The sequence below is a fragment of the Pandoraea horticolens genome, from assembly GCF_902459555.1.
Classification (GTDB): Bacteria; Pseudomonadota; Gammaproteobacteria; order Burkholderiales; family Burkholderiaceae; genus Pandoraea; species Pandoraea horticolens.
Genome location: NZ_CABPSM010000001.1, coordinates 349,469 through 370,753, shown reverse-complemented (window position 1 = coordinate 370,753; position 21,285 = coordinate 349,469). Strand labels below are relative to the sequence as shown.

Sequence of the window (21,285 nt, the reverse complement as noted above, 5' to 3'; positions counted from 1 at the left end):
CCGCCGCGCCGGGTTTTATCACTGCCGGTGCCGGGGCTGGCGTCCCGCACGGGTCTGTTCTTCGGAGCTTGCCATGCGTCTGCTGCTGATTTGGCTCATCAATGCCATTGCGCTTCTTATCCTGCCGTACATCGTGTCGGGCATTCAGCTCAAGGGCATCGGCACGGCGCTGATCGTTGCGATCGTGCTTGGCCTGATCAACGCGTTTCTGCGACCGCTGCTCGTCGTACTGACGTTGCCGGTCACAGTGCTCTCGCTGGGGTTGTTCATCTTCGTGATTAACGCCTTGCTCTTCTGGTTCGCCTCGCACGTCGTGAAGGGCTTCGAAGTCTCGGGATTCTGGGCGGCGCTCTTCGGCTCGCTGCTGTACAGCTTGATTTCGTGGATTCTCTCGGCGCTGGTGTTCGGCGGCGACCGCGCCACCAGCGTGTAAGTGTCGACGCATCGCCGTCGACGGTTCTTTGCAGGAAACTCGTAGTCATGTCGCAAGCTCTTCGTGCCGATCAGGCTCTCGTCTACCGGGGGCTGGCCGCATCGCGTACTGCGGCTCAACGTCTCATTGATGCCGGTCGCGTGTATTACGCAGGCACCGAGACGGCGCTGAAAAAGGCCAGTCAGGTCGTGGCGAGCGACGAAGACCTCGAAGTGCGGGCGGCGGCCGACGGGCTGCCCGGCGAGGACCGCTATGTGTCGCGCGGCGGGCTGAAGCTGGCCGGTGCGCTGGCGCAGACCAGGCTCGATGTTGCTGGCCGTGTCGCGCTCGACGTGGGCCTGTCGACCGGCGGCTTTGCGGACTGCCTGTTGCAGGCGGGCGCCGCGCAGGTCGTTGGCGTGGACGTCGGTCACGGGCAACTGCATCAACGTCTGGCGGGCGATTCGCGCCTCGTCTCGCTCGAAGGGATCAACGCGCGGCATCTGTCGCGCGAGACGCTCGACGAACGTCTGGCGCAGCCCGAAGCCGAAGACGGCACGCGCAACGCCACGGTCGCGGCAATCGCCGCAGTACCGGAAGCGGGCTTCGACCTGATCGTCGGAGACGTGTCGTTTATTTCGCTCACGCTGATACTGCCTGCGCTCGCTCCCCTGCTGGCCGCGTCGGGCGATCTGCTGATGCTGGTCAAGCCGCAGTTCGAAGTGGGGCGCGAGCACATCGGTCGCGGAGGCCTCGTGAAAGACGCCGCGCAGTATGCGCAAGTGGAGACAAAGATCCGCACTGCCTGTGAAGCGCTGGGACTGACGGTAGCCGCGTGGCTCGACAGCCCCATCGCCGGGGGGGACGGCAACCGGGAGTTTTTCGTGCATGCGACGCGCGCGGCATGAGCGGCTCTCTCGATAACAAGACGATCATGACGCAACCTTCCTTCAGTTTCGAATTCTTCCCGCCCAAGACCGCCGACGGCGCGGAAAAGCTGCGCGCCACGCGTCAGCAACTGTTCCCGCTGGGCCCCAAATTCGTCTCGGTGACGTTCGGCGCCGGTGGCTCGACGCAGCAGGGTACGCTCGATACGGTCATCGAAATCCAACGCGAAGGCGTGGAAGCGGCGCCGCACCTCTCGTGTGTCGGTTCGACCAAGGAAAATATTCGCCAGATCCTTGAGACGTATCGCGCGAACGGCATCCGTCACATCGTGGCGTTGCGCGGCGATATGCCGTCCGGGATGGGCGAGATCGGCGAGTTCCGTTATGCGTCAGAGCTGGTCGAGTTCGTTCGCGCGGAGACGGGCGAATGGTTTCACATCGAAGTGGCGGCGTATCCGGAATACCACCCGCAGGCGAAGTCGCCGCGTCTGGACCTCGAGCATTTCGCCAACAAGGTGAAAGCCGGTGCGAACGCCGCGATCACGCAATACTTCTTCAATGCAGACGCTTATTTCCGCTTCGTCGACGACGCTTCGCGTCTGGGCGTGGCGGTGCCGATCGTGCCGGGCATCATGCCCATCACGAACTATTCGCAGATGATGCGTTTCTCGGAAATGTGCGGTGCCGAAGTGCCGCGCTGGATTGCCAAACGCCTCGAGGGCTTCGGCGACGACCGCGAGGCGATCCGCGCCTTCGGGCTCGATGTGGTGACGGCGCTGTGCGAGCGCTTGCTCGCCGGCGGGGCGCCGGGGTTGCACTTCTATACCCTCAACGCTGCTTCGGCGACCAAAACGATGTGGCAGCGCCTCGGTCTGTGAGCCGCCGCGCAATCGATGGCTAGTGGATGGGCGGGTTGGAAGTCAATCCTGATAATAATTAAGTGATTTCCTAATCAAAAACACCACAAATAGGCAGTTTGCTAGGGATTTGGCGTGTTGTGACGCAAGGGAAGCTTCAGTAATATCCCTCGTGGGCCCGGCGGCCGATCGTCGCCGGGCGTCATCTCAGATCCCGAGGAGCCTATGAAACAGACTCACACCCTGCGTTTGCTTTTGGCTGCGACCTTGCTTGCCGGTGCGGCCGCGATCCCGCCCGCTGCAGCAGTCGAGCTCCCGAACAAAACCCTCGTGTATTGCTCCGAGGGCAGCCCCGCCGGTTTCGATCCGGGGCAACTCACCACCGGCACCGACTTCGATCCCGCCGACGCCATCTATAACCGCCTCATCGCCTTCGTACCGGGAGAAACCGGTGTGATGCCGTCGCTCGCGGAGAAATGGGACATCTCGCCGGACAACAAGGTCTACACCTTCCATCTGCGCCGCGGCGTCAAGTTCCACACCACCGAATACTTCACGCCCACGCGCGACTTCAATGCCGAGGACGTGAAGTTCACTTTCGATCGCATGGGCGATCGGGAGATGCCGTTCCGCAAGGCCTATCCGGCCGAGTTTCCGTATTTCGTCGACATGGGGCTTCAGGCGGACATCGACCGCATCGAGATCGTCGATCCGTACACCGTGCGTTTCGTGCTGAAGAAGGTCGACGCGCCGTTCATTCAGAATCTGGCGATGTCGTTCGCGTCGATCCTCTCGAAGGAATACGCGGACAAGCTGCTCGCGGCCAACAACCCCCGCGACATCGCGCTCAAGCCGGTCGGCACCGGCCCGTTCATCTTCCGCAGCTACACGAAGGACGCCACGCTGCGCCTGGATGGCAACAAGGATTACTGGAACACGAATCTGCCGCCGAAGGTCGGCAAGCTGATCTTCGCGATCACGATCGACGCGAACGTCCGTATCCAGAAGCTCAAGCGCAACGAATGCCAGGTGGCGACTTATCCGCGTCCGGCCGACGTCGATGCGCTCAAGACCGATATCTCGGCACAGGGCAAAGCCTCGAAGCTGAAGATGCCCGATCAGGTCGGCTTCAACCTCGGCTACGTGGCGTACAACGTGCAGAAGAAGCCGCTCGATCGCGCGGAAGTGCGTCAGGCGCTCGACATGGCGATCAACAAGAAGGCGATTCTTCAGTCCGTCTACGGCTCGGCCGGACAATTGTCGAACGGTGCACCGATGCCGCCGACGCAATGGTCCTACGACAAGAACATCAAGTCGGCCAGCTATGATCCCGAGAAGGCCCGCGCACTGCTCGACAAGGCAGGCGTGAAGAATATCGAGATCACGTTGTGGGCAATGCCGGTGCAACGTCCGTACAACCCGAACGGCAAGCTCATGGCTGAAATGATTCAGGCCGACTGGGCGAAGATCGGCGTGAAGGCCAACATCCTCACGTACGAATGGGGCGAGTACATCAAGCGTGCCAAGGCGGGCGAACACGACGCGATGCTCATCGGCTGGACCGGCGACAACGGCGATCCGGACAACTGGCTCGGCGTGCTGCTCGGCTGCGACTCGATGAACGGCAACAACTTCTCGAAGTGGTGCTACAAGCCGTTCGACGACCTCATCAAGCAGGCACGTCAGACCACGGACGTTGCAACGCGTACGAAGCTCTACACGCAAGCGCAGGAGATCTTCGCGCAGCAGCTGCCGTTCTCGCCCATCGCGCACTCCACGCAGTACAAGCCGATGGCCACGAACGTGAAGGGCTTCAAGCTCAGCCCGTTCAGCCGTAATAGCTTCGCCGGTGTGTCGCTGGACTGATCGAGTCTCGCAGCACGGCAACCTATAGGTATCAAGCAGGCAGACCCGGCCGCCGCGCCCGGATCTGCCTGCCGCATCAAGACAAACGATCGTCTACCACTGATTAACGCGGCACTGCGCCATCCGTCCCTGCGCCGGGGCCGGGCGGTGCGCGAAGCCCCCACGGAACCCTCCTATGCTGAGATTCGTCCTGAGACGACTGGGCATGGTGATCCCGACCTTCATCGGCATCACTATCCTGGCGTTCGCGCTCATACACCTGATTCCTGGCGATCCGATCGAAGTCCTCGTGGGCGAGCGCAACCTCGACCCCGTGATGCACGCGGAAGCAATGAAACGGCTTGGCCTCGACCAGCCGCTCACCACGCAATATTTCGTCTATCTGAAGCATGCGGCGCAGGGCGACCTCGGGCGCTCCATCGTCACCAATGAAGGTGTGCTTCACGAGTTCTTCTCCCGCTTCCCCGCCACGCTGGAGCTGGCCCTGTGCGCGATGATCTTCGCGCTTGTGATCGGTTTGCCCGCAGGCGTCGCCGCTTCGCTCAGGCGCGGCAAGATGCTTGACCACACCACGATGGGCGCGGCGCTCACGGGCTATTCCATGCCGATCTTCTGGTGGGGTCTGCTGCTCATCATGCTGTTCTCCGTCGACCTGCAATGGACTCCGGTGTCCGGGCGCATCGGCGTGGAGTACGACGTGCCCAGTGTCACCGGCTTCATGCTGATCGACACATTGCTCTCGGGAGACGAAGGCGCCTTCCGCTCGGCAGTGAGCCATCTGATTCTGCCGACGATCGTGCTTGGCACCGTGCCGCTCGCGGTGATCGCCCGCATGACCCGCTCGGCCATGCTCGAAGTGCTTCGCGAGGACTACATCCGCACGGCACGCGCGAAGGGGCTCTCGCCGTGGCGCGTGATCGTGGTGCATGCGCTGCGCAACGCGCTGATTCCCGTCATTACGGTGATCGGTCTGCAAGTCGGTACCTTGCTCGCCGGCGCGGTGCTCACCGAGAACGTGTTCTCGTGGCCCGGCATCGGCAAATGGCTGATCGACGCCATTCTGCGACGCGACTATCCGGTGGTGCAGGGCGGCATTCTGCTCATCGCGACGGGCGTGATTCTGGTCAACCTGCTGGTCGACGTGCTTTATGGCGTCGTCAACCCGCGCATTCGGCACTAAGGGAGGTCAACGATGAGTGACATGCCTGCTACGCTGCCGCCTCCCGCCGCCGTGACGGCCACGCCGCGCGCGCATCTGGTCCGGGAGTTTCTGCGCAGCTTTACCGCTAATCGTGGCGCGACGGCTGCGGCCATTGTGCTGTTGCTGATGTTCGCGGCGGCAATTTTTGCACCGCTGATCGCGCCGCACAGCCCCATCGAGCAATACCGCGACTTCGTGAAGATTCCGCCGGCGTGGTTCGAAGGCGGCAACGCCCAGTTCCTGCTGGGGACGGACGAGGCCGGACGCGACATTCTTTCGCGCCTGATTTTCGGTGCGCGACTGTCTTTCTGGATCGGCTTGTCGTCGGTGGTGCTTTCGCTGATTCCGGGCATCCTGCTTGGCCTGCTCGCGGCGTTTTTCCCGCGCTGGCTCGACACGCCGATCATGCGCCTGATGGACATGATGATGGCGCTGCCGTCGCTGCTGCTGGCCGTGGCCGTGGTGGCCGTGATTGGTCCGGGGCTCGCCAACACCACTATCGCCATTGCTATCGTGACGTTACCCGCCTACGTGCGTCTGACGCGTGCGGCGGCCATCGGCGAGTTGCAGCGCGAGTATGTCGTGGCTTCGCGCATGGCCGGTGCGGGCACGCCGCGGCTGATGTTCTCGACGGTGCTGCCGAACTGTTCGGCGCCGCTCATCGTGCAGGCCACGTTGAGCTTCTCGGTGGCCATTCTCGATGCGGCAGCGCTCGGCTTTCTCGGCCTGGGCGTGCAACCGCCGCTCGCGGAGTGGGGTTCGATGCTCGCGTCTGCACGCGACTACATGGAAAGTGCCTGGTGGATTGTCACGCTGCCGGGACTTGCGATCGTCATTTCGGTGCTCGCGATCAACTTGGTCGGCGACGGCCTGCGCGATGCCCTCGACCCCAAACTGAAGCGAATCGCATGAGTCTGCTCTCCATTCGAAACCTATCGGTCGACTTCGACGGCGCGCGTGCCGTCGACGCCATCGACCTGAACGTCGGCCAGGGCGAGATTCTCGGCGTGGTCGGTGAATCCGGCTCGGGCAAGAGCGTGACGATGCTCGCGCTCATGGGGCTCATCGACGCGCCCGGCCGTGTGCATGCCGACGAAGTGCGCTTCGACGGGCGCGACTTGCTGGGTGCGTCGGCGCGCGAGCGGCGAAGCATCGTCGGGCGCGACGTGTCGATGATCTTTCAGGACGCGCTCACGAGTCTGAACCCGAGCTACACCGTCGGCTACCAGATCGGCGAAGTGCTGCGCCGTCACATGGGACTGCGTGGCAAGGCGTTGAAGGATCGCATCGTCGAACTGCTGGAGCAGGTCGAGATTCCCGATGCGGCCAACCGGCTCGGCGCCTATCCGCATCAACTGTCCGGCGGGATGAACCAGCGGGTGATGATCGCCATGGCGATTGCCTGCCGTCCGAAGCTGCTGATTGCCGACGAGCCGACGACCGCGCTCGACGTCACCATTCAGGCGCAGATCATGGCCTTGCTGCTGCAATTGCAGAAGGACTACGGCATGGCGCTGGTGCTGATTTCGCACGACCTTGCCGTTGTGGCGGAGGTCGCGCACCGGGTGGCAGTCATGTATGCCGGACAGGTGATCGAAGTCCAGCAGGTGCCGGCGTTGTTCGACGCGCCGCATCATCCGTACACGGAAGCCTTGCTTTCGGCCATTCCCGAGCACAACCGGGGCGTGCGCCGTCTGCGCACGCTGCCGGGCGTGGTGCCGGGCAGGGATGATCGTCCGGTGGGCTGCCTGCTCTCACCGCGTTGTCCGTACGCCGACGACCATTGCCGCACCGTGCCGCCCTCGCTCGAGCCATATACCGGGCCGCAGGCCATCGGTTCGCCGCTGGTGCGGTGCTTCAAGCCGCTGCCGCATGTGACGGCAGGCGTACAGACGACAGGAGGAGCGCAATGAGTGAGACCGTTTTCGCGACGCCTCCGGGGGCTCCCGAGGCACCTGCCCCCAACGGCAGCGGACGCGACGGCGGCCCGTTGGTGTTGGCCGCGCAGGAGTTGACGCGCTTCTACACGGTGAACCGCGGGTTGATGCGCGGACAGGCCACCGTCAAGGCGCTGAATGGCGTGTCGTTCACGCTGGCTGCGGGGCGTACGTTGGCGGTGGTTGGCGAATCGGGGTGCGGCAAATCGACGCTGGCCCGGGTGTTGACGTTGATCGAACCCCCGACGTCCGGCAGACTCGCCATCGATGCCATCGAAACCACGGGGGCGTCGGCGGGAGCGCTGGCGCCGCTGCGCACGCGCATTCAGATGGTGTTCCAGAACCCATACGCCTCGCTCAATCCTCGTAAGACCGTGGGGCAGGCGCTTGACGAGCCGTTGGCTATCAATACGTCGCTCAGCCGTGCGGAGCGGGGCGAGAAGATTGCCGAGATGATGCGCACGGTCGGGTTGCGCCCGGAGCATGTGGCGCGATATCCGCACATGTTCTCGGGTGGTCAGCGGCAGCGGGTGGCGATTGCCCGGGCGATGATCATGTCGCCGGCCATTGTGGTTGCCGACGAGCCCGTTTCGGCCCTGGATGTCTCAATTCAGGCACAGATCCTGAATCTTTTCATGGATTTGCAGGACCGATACGCGACGAGTTACGTATTCGTGTCGCATAATCTCGCGGTGGTCGAGCATGTGGCCGACGACGTCATGGTGATGTACCTCGGCCGTGCGGTTGAACACGGTCCCAAGGCCGCCGTGTTCGGCAAGCCGCTGCATCCGTACACCAAGGCACTGATGTCGGCGACACCGGCGATCAAGCCGTCCGAGCGGCGCGTGAAGATTCCGCTGATCGGCGAGCTGCCGTCGCCGTTGCGGCCACCGCCGGGGTGTGCGTTTGCGCCGCGCTGTCCGTATGCCATCGACCGTTGCCGCAGGGAAGTGCCGCAATTGCGCAAGCTCGAAGGACGTCTGGTGGCGTGCCATCGGGTTGAAGACATTGAGGGATAACGAGATTGGGTGGACCACCACGCGCGACGCAGGTTCGCCGGGGCGTTGCATTGACCGGCTGGCTGCTCGGCTGCCTGCTGATGACGCTCGCAGTCACGTTGGACGCCGCGTCGATCGTGACGCCGGGTGCTATGCCGCAGCGCGCGCTGCCGCTGGTGGTGCCCGAGCCCGGCGAGGCGCCGCCGGGCGCCAATCTCCCATTCTACGAAGCCCGCAAGGGCGACATGACCATCTACGTGATGGGTACCCTGCACGTCGGCAAGCCCGACGACTATCCGTTCCGCAAAGTGGTGGTCGATGCGTTGCGCGTGTCGGCGGCGGTGGCGTTCGAGCTATCGCCCGACGATCTGACGATGTCGCAGGACGACGTCCAGAAGTACGGCATGTGTTCGCGGGCTTGTCTGCCGAAGATGATTCCGGCGCCGTTATGGCGTAAGTTGCGCGACCGTCTGAAAAACAATCCGGCGATGCTTGCCGAGATTCGTCATATGCGTCCGTGGCTGGCGGCGCTGCTCGTTGAGACACTGGATTCGATAGGGGCCGACCTGCAAACGGAGTACGGCACCGAGAACCAGTTGGAGAACATCTATCGCGGGCGCATCGTCGGCCTCGAGTCGCTTGCGGAGCAAATGGATGCTTTCACCGGCCTGACGGCGGCCCAGCAGAACGAGTTGCTGGCGCAGGAACTGGTGCTCACGCCAAAGACGGCGACGGCACAGGTGGAGGAGTTGCATCGCCTGTGGCGGGCGGGAGATGCCGAACTGGTATTCGACTGGTCGCAGAGCAAGTCTGCGCAAGTGCGCCACAACGTGGCACTGGCCGACGCCATCGACGAGCGCATTCTGTACTCGCGCAACCGGCGTTTTCTGGCGCGCATGCTGTTCCTGGCAGACTCGGGCAAGCCGGTCTTCGTCGCCATCGGCACCCTCCACCTCGGCGGTCCGCATGGCGTGCTGCAACTGCTGCGCGAGCACGGGTTTTCGGTGGCGCAGCGGTAGTCTGATGTGCCCATCGGAAGGGCGGGCAATCCAGCTAGGAATCGCCCGAGAATTCTGCCGACCCGCTTGACTCCCTCCATCCCGGACGACTACTTTGGCAACACGCGTGTGAGTGGCCCCCCGCCCAAAGCCTAGTCAGGAGTCACGATGCAAGTTGCCGATCAAACCTTCGGTCCCTTTATATGCCGACCGTCGGAGCATGCCATTTCCCAACGCCAAGCGATGACTCACGATGCCGACGAAGCATGGATCGTTCGTGAGAAAGTGAGGCGTGGCCTCGAAGATGTCGCTGCCGGACGCGTTCTCACGGGGGATGTCGTCGAAGCGAAATGTGAAGCCCTGTTCGGATGACGTGAGCCGCAGCCACGAATTATCGACGGGTCCTGTGGACCGTCGAAGCGGCAGATGAACGAAAGCGAATACTGAGAGGTATTGCCGAGCAGGATAGGTCGGCTGCGAAGCGTATGAATCAATTGTTCAAGGCGTCTGTTGACCGACTGCAAACGTTCCCAGGATTTGGCCGCCGAGGTGATATCCCGGGAACGCGCTATCTGACGGTTCACAAAAACTATCGGGTCATTTATCAAATTGGAGAGGAGCACGTGGAGGTCCTGACCGTACATCACGTCAAGCGGCAGGCTATCCCAATGTCATAGCACGACCGGGCGTCCTCGCACATCATCTCAAGCCAGCATGCCCCGCGCCTCGATAAAGCGGATGATCTCCTGAAGGCCTTTGCCTTCCTTCATATTCCCCATGACGAAAGGGCGCATGCCGCGCATCTTCTGTGTATCCGAACGCATGATGTCGAGCGACGCGCCGACGTAGGGGGCGAGATCGGTCTTGTTGATGACGAGGAGGTCCGACTTGGTAATGCCTGGCCCGCCCTTGCGTGGAATCTTCTCGCCGCCCGCGACATCGATGACGTAGATCGTGAGATCCGACAGTTCAGGGCTGAACGTGGCGGCGAGGTTGTCGCCGCCCGATTCGATGAAAACCACATCGGCGTCGGGAAAGCGTTCGAGCATGCGCTCGACGGCTTCCAGGTTGATCGACGCGTCTTCTCGAATGGCCGTATGCGGGCAGCCACCCGTCTCGACGCCAAGAATACGTTCGGGCTCCAGCGCGCCAGCCACCGTCAGCAGGCGCTGATCTTCCTTCGTGTAGATGTCGTTGGTGATGACCACGAGATCGTAGCGCTCGCGCATGGCTTTGCAGAGCATCTCGGTCAGGGTGGTTTTGCCGGAGCCGACCGGGCCTCCGATGCCGACACGCAGCGGCGGATTCTTCTTGGTGCGACGGGCGTTGGCAGAAGTCGTCATGGCGAATGTCGTGGGTGGCGGAGAGCAGGCGAAAGGGGCGAAAAAGCCAAAAGAAGACGCGACGTATCGTGTCTCACGAACGGAACAGGCGTGAATACTGTGTCTCGTGACGCGACGCGAGAATGGCGAGCGCCGGGGAAAACGTATTGATCTCGTCGTCAGGCAGCGACGCCGCCCGGCGGGCCGCTTCGACCACGCGAGGGCGCAGCGCGACAATCACGCGTTGCGCCGCGAGTTGTCCGAGCGGAACCGCCTTGAGCGCACCGGCCACCTGGTTCTCCAGCCAACTGAACGCGTAAGCGACCAGCGTGTCGGCTAGCGGGGCGCCATGCGTCAACGCCGCAAAGGCGAATGCCGTCGCCAACGCCATCGGGCGCAGCGCGGCCAGGTGCTCCCGCTGCGCAGGCTCGCCCCATTCGAGCGAGAGCGCGAGTTGCGTGAGCGACCAGCCCATCTGCTCGGTCTCTGCGCGTAATTCGGCTGCCTCGCGCGTGGCGAGCAGCCAGTCGTTCACGCGGGTGAGCGACGCGATGTCGTTCGCTTGCCAGTGACGCCACTGCCGGGCGAGTAGTGCCATCTCGCCCGTCGTGAAAACGCCGTCGAGCTGACTGGCGATCCAGCGCTCGGCGCTCGGGGCGTCGTGAACGATGCCGTGCTCGACAGCGGCTTCAAGGCCCTGCGAATAGCTGAAGGCGCCAATGGGCAGCGCCGGCGAGGCGAGATGCAGCAGCGCGGCGAGCGATTGCAGCGACGCGGTGGCAACCGGTTCAGTGAGCGGGCTGGCCAGACTTGCCGTCATCGGTCGGACTCACAGGGAAAGCCTCGCCGCCAGCACTGCTGCTGGCCGGCGTATGGGAATGGTCGTGCCCGCAATCGGGGCCGTGCACATGACCCGGCGCGTGATCGTGACTGCACCCCGGGCCATGGACGTGACCATGATCGTGGTCGTGTGAATGAGCGTGCGAGTGCCCATGACTATGGTCATGATCGTGATCGTGCGAATGTCCGTGATGCTCGTGGAACACCTGCTGAGCGATCGCAAAGTCTTCGGCAAAAGTCGCATCGTGACCGTGCTTGTGTCCGCCGCCATAGGCGCCCGCTTCGGGCTCGAATGGCATCAGGGCTTCGGCCACGTCGACATCGAGTCGCAGCAGCATGTCGCGCAGCACCGGATCGTATTCGAGCTTGAGATAGCCGTCGCCGACTTCCACCGGGGTATGCCGGTTGCCGAGGTGGTACGCCGCGCGGGTGAGCGCGAGCGCCGTGGCCGCCGTGACGAGCAGCACCGTCTCGGCGGCAGCTTCCACCCGAATGAGGCCGCCGTCGTCGGCCACGAGCACGTCGCCGCCGCGCAACACGGTGCCGCGCGGCAGGAATAGTGCGACGTCTTCGCCGGTTTCCAGCGTGGCGCGCAGGCGGCTCTTGCTGCGGGCGTCGAACGGCAACACGAGCGCCGGGGCACGCCGCGCGAGTGGCGCAGCGATACGTCCGGCTTCCAGGCGTTTCTCGACGCGACGCAGCGTCGACGACGACGCGTTCTGCGCGGAGGTGGGCGATTCGGAATCTTGCGGCATGGATCAGAAAAGGAAGTAACGTTGCGCCATCGGCAGCACGGTCGCCGGCTCGCACGTCAGCAACTGACCGTCTGCGATGACCTGATAGGTCTCGGGGTCGACGCTGATGTGCGGTAACCAGTCGTTGTTGATCATGTTGGCCTTGGTCACCTGCCGGATATTGCGCACCGGCACGATGCGCTTGGTCAGCCCGTAACGGCCAGCCACGTCGCCATCGTACGCCGCCTGCGACACGAACGTGAGGCACGTGCGCGCCATCGCCCCGGCGCGTGCGCCGAACATCTCGCGGTAGTGCACCGGCTGGGGTGTCGGAATCGACGCGTTCGGGTCGCCCATGAGCGCCGTCGTAATCATGCCGCCCTTGAGAATCAGCGTCGGCTTCACGCCGAAGAATGCCGGTTCCCACAACACCAGATCGGCCCATTTACCCACTTCGACCGAGCCGATTTCATGGGCCATGCCGTGCGTGATCGCGGGGTTGATCGTGTACTTTGCAACGTAACGTTTGACGCGGAAGTTGTCGGCCTGCGCCGTATCGGTACCCAGCGCACCGCGCTGCACCTTCATCTTGTGGGCGGTCTGCCAAGTGCGCATGACGACTTCGCCTACGCGCCCCATCGCCTGCGAGTCCGAGGAGATCATCGACAGCGCGCCCAGGTCATGCAGGATGTCCTCGGCGGCAATCGTCTCGCGCCGGATGCGCGATTCGGCGAAGGCGATGTCTTCCGCAATGGCCGGATCGAGGTGATGACAGACCATCAACATGTCGAGATGCTCGTCGAGCGTGTTGATGGTGTACGGGCGCGTCGGATTCGTGGACGACGGCAGGACATTGGGCTCGCCGCATACTTTCAGGATGTCCGGTGCGTGTCCGCCCCCGGCGCCCTCGGTGTGATACGTGTGGATCGTGCGGCCATTGATCGCCGCGACGGTCGCCTCGACGAAGCCGCCTTCATTGAGCGTGTCGGTGTGAATCGCGACCTGGGTGTCGGTCGCGTCGGCAACCGACAGGCAGGCGTCGATGGCGGCGGGCGTGGAGCCCCAGTCTTCGTGCAGCTTCAGACCGATGGCGCCGGCTTCGATCTGTTCGAGCAGCGGAGCCGGTTGGCTGACATTGCCCTTGCCGAGAAAGCCGAGGTTGATTGGCCAGCCGTCGGCGGCTTGCAGCATGCGTTCCATGTGCCACGGCCCGGGTGTGCAGGTGGTGGCGTTCGTGCCGGTGGCGGGGCCGGTGCCGCCGCCGAGCAGCGTGGTCACGCCGGACGAGAGCGCCTCCTCGATCTGCTGCGGGCAGATGAAATGGATGTGCGAGTCGATGCCGCCGGCCGTGACGATCATCCCCTCGCCGGCGATCACCTCCGTCGCACCGCCTAGCGGAATGGTCACGCCGGGCTGGATATCCGGGTTGCCGGCCTTGCCGATGCCCCAGATGCGGCCGTCCTTGAGCCCGATGTCGGCTTTGACGATACCCCAGTGGTCGATGATGACGGCGTTGGTAATGACGGTATCGACCACATCGGCGCGTGTGCGCTGCGATTGGCCCATGCCGTCGCGAATGACCTTGCCGCCGCCGAACTTCACCTCTTCGCCGTAGGTCGTGTAATCGCGCTCGATCTCGATGATGAGTTCGGTGTCCGCCAGTCGCAGGCGGTCGCCTGTCGTCGGGCCGAACATTTCCGCATAAGCGCGGCGTGAAATCTTCATAGCGCCCCCATGACACGACCGGCGAAACCGAACACGCGGCGATCTCCCGCCAACGCGACCAGCTCAACGGTACGTTGCTGCCCCGGCTCGAAGCGCACTGCCGTGCCGGCGGCAATATTCAGACGAAAGCCACGCGCCGCTTCGCGGTCGAATTGCAGGGCATCGTTGACTTCATAAAAGTGGAAGTGCGAACCGATCTGGATCGGGCGGTCGCCAGTGTTGGCGACGGTCACGCTGAGGGTCGGGCGACCTTCGTTGAGCGTGATCTCACCCGAGGCGGGTAACAGTTCTCCGGGAATCATGAGCGTCTCCGAAAAGGCATGACGGCGACTCAGGCCGCTGCGGCGAGCAGCGATACGCCGTACGCCAGCACGCCCGCCCCCAGCAAGCGCGGTACCCATGCCGTGCGACGGCGCAGCGCAACGCCCGCTGCGATACCGATGCCGTGCAGCATGCCGGTCGCGATCAGGAAGCCTGCCACGTAGTGCATGGCGCTCGCCTCAGCCGGCAGTTCGGCGCCGTGAGCGAAACCGTGGAAGATCGCGAACGCGCCCACGATGGCAGCCCCTGCCCAACCCGGCAGCTTCGCGCGTGTGGCGAGCATCAGTCCGAGCACGAGCAGCGAGACGGCGATCATCGGCTCGACACTGGGCAGCGCGAACCAATGCGACATGCCGAGGAGTCCGCCAGCGGCGAGCATGGCGACGAACGCCACCGGAGCAAGCCAGACGCGTTTGGACGTCAGCGAACTCCACAAGCCGACAACGATCATGGCGCAAAGGTGATCGGCCCCGGTCAGCGGATGCAGAAAGCCGGCGGCGAAGCTGCTCGCGGCGTCGTGCCCCGGATGACCGGGGTGCGCGAGCGCGACGCCCGACGCGGCAAGCAGCGCGAGGCCGGTCGCCGCGCGCGCGAGGTGGCGACGCGCGTGACGGGGGGAACGAGCGGAAGCGGTCAGCGAAGTGGCGGACACTTCGCCGGCGTCATGGGCATTGAGGGGGCGGTCCACTGACATGAGACGTCCTTAGGATGTTGTTGTCGACGACAGAGAAACGGGGTACGAAGGGGGTACCAAGCGACACCGGGCACCGGATCGCGCACGAGTGCGAATGCAACGGGGGGGGAGTGCCGGCATGGACTCGCATCAGCGCATCTCAGGGAATCGGGTGATGCACGGTCACGAGCTTGGTGCCATCCGGAAAGGTGGCTTCGACCTGGATGTCCGGGATCATCTCGGGCACGCCCTCCATGACATCCTCGCGCGTAAGCAGCGTGGTGCCGTAGTGCATCAGATCGGCCACGGTGCGTCCGTCGCGCGCGGCTTCCATGAGGGCGGCGCTGATGAAGGCCACGGCCTCCGGATAGTTGAGCTTCAGGCCGCGCGCACGCCGGCGTTCGGCGAGCAGGGCGGCGGTGAAGATGAGCAGCTTGTCTTTTTCGCGCGGAGTGAGCTTCATCGTGACGAAGAAATTTCAGTGCCAAGGGTTCAGTGGGATGACGCCGCTGCCGCACATCATAGGCGCGCGCTCACGTCTGCGCCACTGGGTTTTGCGGTCGAGCCGGCGCGCACCAGACTTGTGCGACGCGCGGGCACGGGCGACGTCACGCTTCGGCGTTTTCATTGGCAGATGAACCGCTGCAACTCCGGCGTGACCGGCTGCGTGAAGAGCTGCTCCGGTTCGCCCGACTCCCAGATCTTGCCCTGATGCATGAACACCACGCGATCCGATACGTGACGGGCGAAGCGCATCTCGTGCGTGACGAGAATCAGCGTCATGCCCTCGGCGGCGAGGTCTTCGAGCACCTTGAGCACTTCGGCGACCAGTTCGGGATCGAGCGCCGAGGTGATTTCGTCACACAGCAGCACCGCAGGGTTCATGGCGAGCGAGCGCGCAATCGCCACGCGTTGCTGCTGTCCTCCCGAGAGTTGCGACGGGTAGCTGTCGAACTTGTCGGCCAGCCCCACTTTGGCGAGCATGGTGCGGGCGACTTCGCGCGCGTCGGCGCTTGAGGTCTTTTTCACGACCTTCTGCGCGAGCATTACGTTCTCACCGGCCGACAGATGCGGAAACAGGTTGTACTGCTGGAACACCATGCCGACCTTCAGGCGCAGGGCGCGCAGGTCGGTGTCGCGTGCGCCGACGTGCACACCGTCGACGGCGACACTGCCGGCGTCGAACCGCTCAAGGCCGTTGAGCGTGCGCAGCAACGTGCTCTTGCCCGAGCCGCTCTTGCCGATGATCGATACCACCTGACCCCGCTCGACGTCCATGTCGATGCCCTTGAGCACCGGGTTCTCGCCGAAGCGCTTTTGCATGCCCCTGACTTCAATGAGCGACATGGAGTTTCCTTTCAAGATGACGCGCCCACAGCGACAGCGGATAGCAGGCAGCGAAGTAGAGCAGAGCGACGAGGCCGTACACGGTGAACGGCTGGAAGGTCGCATTGGTCAGCATGGTGCCGGTCTTGGTCAGTTCGTCGAAGCCGATGATCGACGCGAGCGCCGTGCTCTTGACCACCTGCACCGAGAAGCCGACCGTGGGTGCGATGGCGATGCGCAGCGCCTGCGGCAGGATGACGTGACGCAGTTGCTCGCCGTAGCGCATGGCGAGGCTCGACGACGCTTCCCACTGACCGTGCGGAATCGCGTCGACGCAGCCGCGCCAGATTTCCGCCAGGTAGGCGCTCGTGTAGAGCGTGAGGCAAACGGCCGCGGCCACCCACGGCGAGACGTCCAGGCCGAGCAACGGCAGGCCGAAGAACACCAGAAACAACTGCATGAGCAGCGGCGTGCCCTGAAAGACTTCGATGTACAGCGCTACGGCATTCGCCGCCCACTGCACGCGTCCGACGCGCACCACGAGCAGCATCAACGCCACCAGCCCGCCGAAGACGAAGGCGATGGCCGAGAGCGCGAGCGTCCAGCGGCCGGCCAGCAGCAGGCCGTGCAACATGTCCCACGTGGAGAACTCGGTCATCGTGCACCTCCCCTGACCTTGACCGTGCCGCGAAAGAGGCGGCGCGCGCAGCGCATCAATACGCGGCGCAGCGCAATCGCGAGCACGAGATACAGCGCGGTGACGATCAGATAGCTCTCGAACGCCCGGAAGGTGCGCGACTGCACGAAGTTGGCGGCGTACGACAGATCGGGTACGGAGATTTGCGAGACGACAGCCGAACCGAGCATCACGATCACGATTTGGCTGGCGAGCGCCGGAAACACCTTGGCGAACGCCTGCGGCAGGATCACGTGGCGCAGGATCTGGCCGCGCGTCATGGCGAGCGACAACCCGGCTTCGGATAGCCCGCGCGGCACGGCACGCATGCCCGCGCGAATGATCTCGGTGGCGTACGCGCCGAGGTTCACGCTCATGGCGACGATGGCGGCGGTCGTCTCGTCGATACGAATGCCGAGGCTGGGCAACCCGAAGAAGATGAAAAAGAGCTGCACGATGAACGGCGTGTTGCGGATCAGTTCGACGTACAGCCCCGCGACGGCCTTGAGCCACGTCGGCCCTTCCTCGCGGGCGACGGCGCACAGCGCACCGACGATCACGCCCACGACCGTGGACACGGCCGTGAGGGCAATCGTCAGCGCGGCGCCGCGCACGAAGAGCATCAGGTATTGCCGAAGATCGGCAAAGTCGAGGACGTAATGCATGTGAGGCCGGTGATGAGTCTTGGGGTGAGGCGGGCCGGAAAGCGCGCGCAGATCAGAGATCGGCCGGCAGCGGCATGCCGAGCCACTTCTGCGAGATCTTGCCGAGCGAGCCGTCCTTCTTCGACGCGGTGAGGATGTCGTTGACCTTGGCGAGCAGTCGCGGCTGGTTCTTGTTCAGGCCGACGAAGCAGGGCGAATTCTTGATGAGGAATTTCGGCTCCGGCAGCTTGGGCGGATGCTTGGCGAGAATCGCGGCGGCCACGACGTTGCCCGTGGCGACCAGTTGCACCTGACCCGAGAGGAAGGCCGAGATCGTGCCGTTGTTGTCTTCGAAGCGTTTGATCGTGACGTCGGCCGGCGCGATCTTCGACAGTTCGAGGTCTTCGACGGCGCCGCGCGTCACGCCGATGGTCTTGCCCGAGAGGTCGGCAGGCTTGGTCACCATCAGATCCTTCGGTCCGAAGACGCCGTTGTAGAACGGCGCATACGCTTCCGAGAAGTCGATGACCTTCTCGCGCTCGGCGTTCTTGCCGAGGCTGGAGATCACGAGGTCGGCCTTGTTCGTTGTGAGGTAGGGCACGCGGTTGGCGCTCGTCACGGGAACCAGTTCGAGCTTCACGCCCATGCCCTTGGCGAGCAGGGCGGCAGTGTCGATGTCGTAGCCGGCCGGCTTCATGTCCGGGCCGATCGAGCCGAACGGCGGGAAGTCCTGCGGTACGGCCACGCGCAGGGTGCCGCGTTTGACGATGTCGTCGAGTTCGTCGGCGTGTGCGGCGCGCGGCATCGCTACGGTGAAGGCAGCGATCGCGCTGGCGGCGAGCATCAACGTGGTGAAGGCGCGGCGGGCACGGGCGCGCGCGCCGAGCGTGGCGGTAACGGCTTCATGAGAGACGGCGGTACGGGTGAACGGCAGCATGACGGCGACCTCGGGTATCGGGGCGAAGTATTCCGGCAACAGGAGTGTTCCGGCGGCCGGATCATCTGGTCTGACCGGTCGATACAGTGAGGTAGCAGGAATCGTGCCCGAGGGTGTCGCGCCGAGAGATCTATGGCAGGGCGTGGCTGCTGCGCCGTGCGTCAGGGATCTGCACGGACGCCGAGCCGAAGCGGAGGCCTCTTGTTGGTGCAATCCACCAGTGGGTACGCAAGCATTCCCCGTGTTGGTGCATTCGACCATTTTGTGCGGTCGATGATCGGCCCCGGCCGCATCGACCGGGGCGCGCTCAGGCGTCAGGGGGGATGGGAGGGGGCGCGGCGTCTTGCGCGTTCCAGATACCGCTTTCGCTGCGTTTGACTGTCACGGACGAGACCCGTCCGCCGGGCGTAAGGACGCATCGAACGTTGTCGGGGCCTCTCGGGGCGACCCGGAACGTGAATCCTCCGGCTCGGACGAATCCGTTGCCTCGCTCGTCGAGGCGTACCCCGTCGGCGTTCGGCAGCGGTAATCCTTCGGGTTCTTCCACGGCGAGATGTTCGAAAGGGGAGACGGCTTTCGTCGTATCCCAACTGTGATCGGAACCGGAACTGAAGGCGCATGCGGTGACGTCATGGTTGGCGAACGGGACGTGACGTTTGATTCCCGCCGGAAGTGGGCCGGACGCTTTCTCTTTGTCCGTATGCAACTCGTAAAGTCGCGCCGACCTCGGATCGTGTTCAATCAGAACATCGGTCAAAACGCCGGGGCCGCACATGCGGTTTATCTCGTAGTACGGAATTGAACCCTCGAAGGAGTACTGTGGCTTGTAGTCCCCCTTTTCCATTCGGACATAGCGCTGGTAATTGGCGCCGCAGCGGTCGATGACCTCGAGCAGCAACTCGCTTCCCACGCGCGCCGCGAATGGGCAACTGGGGAAGAAGATGCCCCCACCATGTTGGGGCGCCAACGCGTAGGGCATCTGATGAAGGATCTCGTCGGGGGCTGCACTCAGCCGCTGGAAATCGATGGGTGTCAGTAGTTCGTCGTCGGCGTCGAAGTACGCACCGCCGGTGCGGTACACGGCCGGATAGCGCAGGGTGTCAGAGGCCATGGCAAATTTCCCGGCAGCCATGCAACGCTCGTAAAAGGCATAGGTGTCGCCATGCGTTATCGAAAATGCGTCGCCAAAGGCACTGTCTCTCACCCGTACCAGTTTTACGTTCGGACATTGACGTAACGCGCATCCGGCGTCGAAACCGCTGCGCGTGGCGAGCGCTTCAAGCTCGATATCCCGCGTTTCGCTGTCGATATAGAGAAGTAGTGTCGCGTCCGGATTCAGCCGGGCGGCGTGCAGCATGTTGTTGTAATTCGCGCCGCTGATCCGGTTCCCGCCGACCCAGATATAACTAATGATGTTCGGCACCGGCACGCGCATTGCTTCGTCGAGCCAGAAGACTTTCGCGGTCGAGGCGACAGGGGGCGGGCCAAGGTCGGGGGCGCGTCCCCAATCGACGAAATTGTCGCCGAAGGCCTCGGGAATGTCGTCGGCTCCGTCGGGGGCTGCGGTCTCTACGAAAGGCGTAGGCGTCGCGCGCGTCTGGATGGCGTGCGGGTGTGCGCCAGTCGTCATTATGCCGATATCGCTTTGATAACGAGGTATCTGTCTTGTCGCGCTGAAGTCCTGCGCGAAGCTACACGGCCGGTGCCTGAAGGCGTCCGCATGGGGCGCAAGAGAGGAGATGGACGAGCCTGCGCTAACCCCGCTAGCCGACGACGACGTGCTGCAACTCGATTTCACGAGACATTCCCCTTTTCGGAACGATGCGATGTGCGCGCCGGAAACCGGCGGACGTGCATCGAATTCTTGCCGAGTGCTGGGGAAGCGCAGAGGATACCGACGCGTTTTGGGAGGTGTCCTCGGACATGGCGCAAAGATACCGCCCTATGCGGATCGCATTCGATCGATGTGCACGCGGCGTAGCGTAGATGCGCGCGACATCGCCATCACGTCGACCACAGACGCAGCGGTTCGGCGGGCACGCCATGGACCAGCGGACGCAGCCTGAGCCAATGCGAGATCAGCAACTGCCGCACCGTTTCCATGTCGTGACCGAGCACGCGCAGCACGAGCACGTTGCCGGGCAGGCAGGTGATGCCTGCGCGCAGGTCGTCGTTGAACGGCAGACATTGCGCGAGCGATTCCGCCAACTCTCGCGTGCACGCGTCGCTCACCGCCCACAGCGAGGCGAAGACCGGGAATCCCGCGAGGCCGGTGGTGCCCGTGCGTAGCGCGTCGCCGGCGCCGAGCACGGCCTGCTCGGCCCACAGCAGGCGATTTTTCGCGTCGCGCAGTTCGAAGTTCGAACGCCAGCGGCCTTGTGTCCACTGTTCTCCGGCGGCCTGACGGCCGAGCAATGTGGCGTCCCAACCGATCACGGTCGCGCCGTCGCCAAGCCGCACGGTGATGCGCTGGCGAGCGTCGGCCTGCTCGAACACGATGTTCTCGAGCGGCAGCCAATCGAGCTTCGCGCCGTCGTGCACGGTGAGGGTGACCTCTTGCGTGCCGAATCGGCCCTGTGACTTGTACCACTTGGTCGCGCCGGGGGTGGTGAGCACGGCATGCGCGCTGTCACCGACATCGACGTCGATGGACAGCGTGTCGCCGCCCGCAATGCCGCCGGGCGGATGCACGACTACGGCATGACAGATGCCCGGGCCTTCCGGATGAAGGGATTTCTGGACGACGAGCGGGCCTTGATGGCGACGCGTGGCGAGCACCGTGCGCGCCTCGTGTCGCGCGAAGCCCAGCGTCAGCTCGGCATGCCAGCCGGTGGAGGAAGCGTGCAGGGAATTCATGAAAGAGGGTAGGCCGTGGATGCCGCGAATCTAGCACGCGGCGGGCATGTGCGGTAGCGCAACGGGCAGGGCGCG

At 63.9% G+C, this 21,285-nt stretch carries 23 protein-coding genes and 1 pseudogene; 11 read left to right on the top strand and 13 right to left on the bottom strand.

The genetic code is table 11. The features are described 5' to 3' along the window. Positions 1–73: 73 nt before the first annotated feature. The 11 genes from PHO31112_RS01750 to PHO31112_RS28100 all read left to right on the top strand — a co-directional run bounded on the left by PHO31112_RS01750 (position 74) and on the right by PHO31112_RS28100 (position 9,833). Positions 74–433 (top strand): phage holin family protein, encoded by a 360-nt coding sequence (locus PHO31112_RS01750; protein ID WP_150618904.1) that lies wholly within the window; start codon positions 74–76, stop codon positions 431–433. Positions 434–480: 47 nt separating this feature from the next. Further along, positions 481–1,320: a TlyA family RNA methyltransferase gene (locus tag PHO31112_RS01745; RefSeq protein ID WP_150618903.1), complete on the top strand. Its 840-nt coding sequence runs from the start codon at positions 481–483 to the stop codon at positions 1,318–1,320. A 26-nt stretch (positions 1,321–1,346) separates the two neighbouring features. After that, a complete protein-coding gene (gene metF / locus PHO31112_RS01740) occupies positions 1,347–2,177 on the top strand; it encodes a methylenetetrahydrofolate reductase [NAD(P)H] (protein WP_150618902.1) in 831 nt (276 codons plus the stop codon). Positions 2,178–2,381: 204 nt separating this feature from the next. Beyond that, entirely contained in the window at positions 2,382–4,022 is a 1,641-nt protein-coding gene (locus tag PHO31112_RS01735; RefSeq protein WP_150618901.1) for an ABC transporter substrate-binding protein, read from the top strand. 175 nt (positions 4,023–4,197) lie between these two features. Further along, a complete protein-coding gene (locus PHO31112_RS01730; protein WP_150618900.1) occupies positions 4,198–5,202 on the top strand; it encodes an ABC transporter permease subunit in 1,005 nt (334 codons plus the stop codon). Positions 5,203–5,214: 12 nt separating this feature from the next. Continuing rightward, complete coding sequence (locus PHO31112_RS01725; RefSeq protein WP_150618899.1) at positions 5,215–6,135, top strand: ABC transporter permease subunit; 921 nt, start codon at positions 5,215–5,217, stop codon at positions 6,133–6,135. Continuing rightward, positions 6,132–7,136, top strand: a complete 1,005-nt coding sequence (locus PHO31112_RS01720) for an ABC transporter ATP-binding protein (RefSeq protein WP_150618898.1) — start codon at positions 6,132–6,134, stop codon at positions 7,134–7,136. Before PHO31112_RS01725 ends, PHO31112_RS01720 begins: the two co-directional genes overlap by 4 nt. Continuing rightward, positions 7,133–8,179, top strand: a complete 1,047-nt coding sequence (locus PHO31112_RS01715) for a peptide ABC transporter ATP-binding protein (RefSeq protein WP_150618897.1) — start codon at positions 7,133–7,135, stop codon at positions 8,177–8,179. The genes PHO31112_RS01720 and PHO31112_RS01715 overlap by 4 nt, the downstream gene beginning before the upstream one ends. 5 nt (positions 8,180–8,184) lie before the next feature. Further along, the gene (locus PHO31112_RS01710) at positions 8,185–9,177 is read left to right on the top strand and encodes a TraB/GumN family protein (RefSeq protein ID WP_246177617.1); all 993 of its coding nucleotides are present in this window, start codon (positions 8,185–8,187) and stop codon (positions 9,175–9,177) included. 147 nt (positions 9,178–9,324) lie between these two features. Beyond that, entirely contained in the window at positions 9,325–9,528 is a 204-nt protein-coding gene (locus PHO31112_RS01705) for a hypothetical protein (RefSeq protein ID WP_150618896.1), read from the top strand. Positions 9,529–9,560: 32 nt separating this feature from the next. Further along, the gene (locus tag PHO31112_RS28100; protein ID WP_150619247.1) at positions 9,561–9,833 is read left to right on the top strand and encodes a type II toxin-antitoxin system RelE/ParE family toxin; all 273 of its coding nucleotides are present in this window, start codon (positions 9,561–9,563) and stop codon (positions 9,831–9,833) included. Positions 9,834–9,860: 27 nt separating this feature from the next. On the opposite strand, the gene ureG is transcribed toward PHO31112_RS28100, so the two are convergent. The 13 genes and pseudogenes from ureG to PHO31112_RS01635 form a co-directional block, all read right to left on the bottom strand. Further along, on the bottom strand, positions 9,861–10,499 hold the full coding sequence (ureG, locus tag PHO31112_RS01695) for an urease accessory protein UreG (protein ID WP_042113987.1): 639 nt from the start codon (positions 10,497–10,499) through the stop codon (positions 9,861–9,863). A gap of 73 nt (positions 10,500–10,572) precedes the next feature. After that, positions 10,573–11,298 carry an urease accessory protein UreF gene (locus PHO31112_RS01690; RefSeq protein ID WP_150618895.1) on the bottom strand — a complete coding sequence of 242 codons (726 nt, stop codon included), beginning with the start codon at positions 11,296–11,298 and terminating at the stop codon, positions 10,573–10,575. A gap of 88 nt (positions 11,299–11,386) precedes the next feature. Then, positions 11,387–12,019 (bottom strand): annotated as a pseudogene (gene ureE / locus PHO31112_RS01685) (urease accessory protein UreE); the annotation flags it as partial. 57 nt (positions 12,020–12,076) lie between these two features. Next, on the bottom strand, positions 12,077–13,777 hold the full coding sequence (gene ureC, locus PHO31112_RS01680; RefSeq protein ID WP_150618894.1) for an urease subunit alpha: 1,701 nt from the start codon (positions 13,775–13,777) through the stop codon (positions 12,077–12,079). After that, entirely contained in the window at positions 13,774–14,079 is a 306-nt protein-coding gene (locus PHO31112_RS01675; RefSeq protein WP_010805553.1) for an urease subunit beta, read from the bottom strand. Before PHO31112_RS01675 ends, ureC begins: the two co-directional genes overlap by 4 nt. 29 nt (positions 14,080–14,108) lie before the next feature. After that, a complete protein-coding gene (locus PHO31112_RS01670; protein WP_150618893.1) occupies positions 14,109–14,792 on the bottom strand; it encodes a HupE/UreJ family protein in 684 nt (227 codons plus the stop codon). Between the two features lie 139 nt (positions 14,793–14,931). Beyond that, positions 14,932–15,234 (bottom strand): urease subunit gamma, encoded by a 303-nt coding sequence (locus PHO31112_RS01665; protein WP_150618892.1) that lies wholly within the window; start codon positions 15,232–15,234, stop codon positions 14,932–14,934. A 161-nt stretch (positions 15,235–15,395) separates the two neighbouring features. Then, positions 15,396–16,118: an amino acid ABC transporter ATP-binding protein gene (locus PHO31112_RS01660; protein WP_150618891.1), complete on the bottom strand. Its 723-nt coding sequence runs from the start codon at positions 16,116–16,118 to the stop codon at positions 15,396–15,398. After that, the gene (locus PHO31112_RS01655; protein WP_150618890.1) at positions 16,105–16,755 is read right to left on the bottom strand and encodes an amino acid ABC transporter permease; all 651 of its coding nucleotides are present in this window, start codon (positions 16,753–16,755) and stop codon (positions 16,105–16,107) included. The genes PHO31112_RS01660 and PHO31112_RS01655 overlap by 14 nt, the downstream gene beginning before the upstream one ends. Further along, positions 16,752–17,438, bottom strand: coding sequence for an amino acid ABC transporter permease (locus PHO31112_RS01650; protein WP_150618889.1), 687 nt, complete (start codon positions 17,436–17,438; stop codon positions 16,752–16,754). Before PHO31112_RS01650 ends, PHO31112_RS01655 begins: the two co-directional genes overlap by 4 nt. A 52-nt stretch (positions 17,439–17,490) precedes the next feature. Beyond that, positions 17,491–18,261, bottom strand: coding sequence for a transporter substrate-binding domain-containing protein (locus PHO31112_RS01645; protein WP_246177689.1), 771 nt, complete (start codon positions 18,259–18,261; stop codon positions 17,491–17,493). Positions 18,262–18,661: 400 nt separating this feature from the next. Beyond that, positions 18,662–19,984 carry a glycosyltransferase gene (locus tag PHO31112_RS01640; RefSeq protein ID WP_150618887.1) on the bottom strand — a complete coding sequence of 441 codons (1,323 nt, stop codon included), beginning with the start codon at positions 19,982–19,984 and terminating at the stop codon, positions 18,662–18,664. Positions 19,985–20,358: 374 nt separating this feature from the next. Beyond that, positions 20,359–21,210: an urease accessory protein UreD gene (locus tag PHO31112_RS01635; RefSeq protein ID WP_150618886.1), complete on the bottom strand. Its 852-nt coding sequence runs from the start codon at positions 21,208–21,210 to the stop codon at positions 20,359–20,361. Positions 21,211–21,285: the final 75 nt, after the last annotated feature.

Coding starts and splice junctions, on each gene's coding strand:
- PHO31112_RS01750 (WP_150618904.1), top strand. CDS start 74: ATGCGTCTGCTGCTGATTTGGCTCATCAATGCCATTGCGCTTCTTATC.
- PHO31112_RS01745 (WP_150618903.1), top strand. CDS start 481: ATGTCGCAAGCTCTTCGTGCCGATCAGGCTCTCGTCTACCGGGGGCTG.
- metF (WP_150618902.1), top strand. CDS start 1,347: ATGACGCAACCTTCCTTCAGTTTCGAATTCTTCCCGCCCAAGACCGCC.
- PHO31112_RS01735 (WP_150618901.1), top strand. CDS start 2,382: ATGAAACAGACTCACACCCTGCGTTTGCTTTTGGCTGCGACCTTGCTT.
- PHO31112_RS01730 (WP_150618900.1), top strand. CDS start 4,198: ATGCTGAGATTCGTCCTGAGACGACTGGGCATGGTGATCCCGACCTTC.
- PHO31112_RS01725 (WP_150618899.1), top strand. CDS start 5,215: ATGAGTGACATGCCTGCTACGCTGCCGCCTCCCGCCGCCGTGACGGCC.
- PHO31112_RS01720 (WP_150618898.1), top strand. CDS start 6,132: ATGAGTCTGCTCTCCATTCGAAACCTATCGGTCGACTTCGACGGCGCG.
- PHO31112_RS01715 (WP_150618897.1), top strand. CDS start 7,133: ATGAGTGAGACCGTTTTCGCGACGCCTCCGGGGGCTCCCGAGGCACCT.
- PHO31112_RS01705 (WP_150618896.1), top strand. CDS start 9,325: ATGCAAGTTGCCGATCAAACCTTCGGTCCCTTTATATGCCGACCGTCG.
- ureG (WP_042113987.1), bottom strand. CDS start 10,499: ATGACGACTTCTGCCAACGCCCGTCGCACCAAGAAGAATCCGCCGCTG.
- PHO31112_RS01690 (WP_150618895.1), bottom strand. CDS start 11,298: ATGACGGCAAGTCTGGCCAGCCCGCTCACTGAACCGGTTGCCACCGCG.
- ureC (WP_150618894.1), bottom strand. CDS start 13,777: ATGAAGATTTCACGCCGCGCTTATGCGGAAATGTTCGGCCCGACGACA.
- PHO31112_RS01675 (WP_010805553.1), bottom strand. CDS start 14,079: ATGATTCCCGGAGAACTGTTACCCGCCTCGGGTGAGATCACGCTCAAC.
- PHO31112_RS01670 (WP_150618893.1), bottom strand. CDS start 14,792: ATGTCAGTGGACCGCCCCCTCAATGCCCATGACGCCGGCGAAGTGTCC.
- PHO31112_RS01665 (WP_150618892.1), bottom strand. CDS start 15,234: ATGAAGCTCACTCCGCGCGAAAAAGACAAGCTGCTCATCTTCACCGCC.
- PHO31112_RS01660 (WP_150618891.1), bottom strand. CDS start 16,118: ATGTCGCTCATTGAAGTCAGGGGCATGCAAAAGCGCTTCGGCGAGAAC.
- PHO31112_RS01655 (WP_150618890.1), bottom strand. CDS start 16,755: ATGACCGAGTTCTCCACGTGGGACATGTTGCACGGCCTGCTGCTGGCC.
- PHO31112_RS01650 (WP_150618889.1), bottom strand. CDS start 17,438: ATGCATTACGTCCTCGACTTTGCCGATCTTCGGCAATACCTGATGCTC.
- PHO31112_RS01645 (WP_246177689.1), bottom strand. CDS start 18,261: ATGCTCGCCGCCAGCGCGATCGCTGCCTTCACCGTAGCGATGCCGCGC.
- PHO31112_RS01640 (WP_150618887.1), bottom strand. CDS start 19,984: ATGACGACTGGCGCACACCCGCACGCCATCCAGACGCGCGCGACGCCT.
- PHO31112_RS01635 (WP_150618886.1), bottom strand. CDS start 21,210: ATGAATTCCCTGCACGCTTCCTCCACCGGCTGGCATGCCGAGCTGACG.